This is a genomic window from Clostridium polyendosporum, assembly GCF_018332455.1.
Classification (GTDB): domain Bacteria; phylum Bacillota; class Clostridia; order Clostridiales; family Clostridiaceae; genus Clostridium_AY; species Clostridium_AY polyendosporum.
The window spans coordinates 1-392 of record NZ_BOPZ01000083.1 but is presented as its reverse complement, the minus strand read 5'-3'; the positions used below and the strand labels follow the sequence as shown (position 1 = coordinate 392).

1 rRNA gene is annotated in these 392 nt (G+C 51.8%); it reads right to left on the bottom strand.

Going from position 1 to position 392, the window contains the following annotated elements:
- A 23S ribosomal RNA gene (locus tag CPJCM30710_RS17500) occupies positions 1 to 392 on the bottom strand; the annotation flags it as partial.

Sequence of the window (392 nt, the reverse complement as noted above, 5' to 3'; positions counted from 1 at the left end):
CTAGACGCTTTTCTTGGCAGCGTGGAATCAGGCACTTCGGCTCTATGAGCCTTCCCCATCACACCTCAGAATTATCAAGAGGGATTTGCCTCCCTTGACTTCCTAAGTGCTTAGACCAGCATCCAATAGCTGGCACACCCTATCCTCCTGCGTCACGCCTTTGGTAATAACGATATGCAGTGGTATCGGAATATCAACCGATTGTCCATCACCTACGCCTTTCGGCCTCGGCTTAGGTCCCGACTAACCCTCAGCGGACGAGCCTTCCTGAGGAAACCTTAGGTTTTCGGCCACTAGGATTCTCACCTAGTTCTCGCTACTAATGCCAACATTCTCACTCGTAATCAGTCCACCGCTCCTTACGGTACGACTTCAGCCCGATTACGACGCTC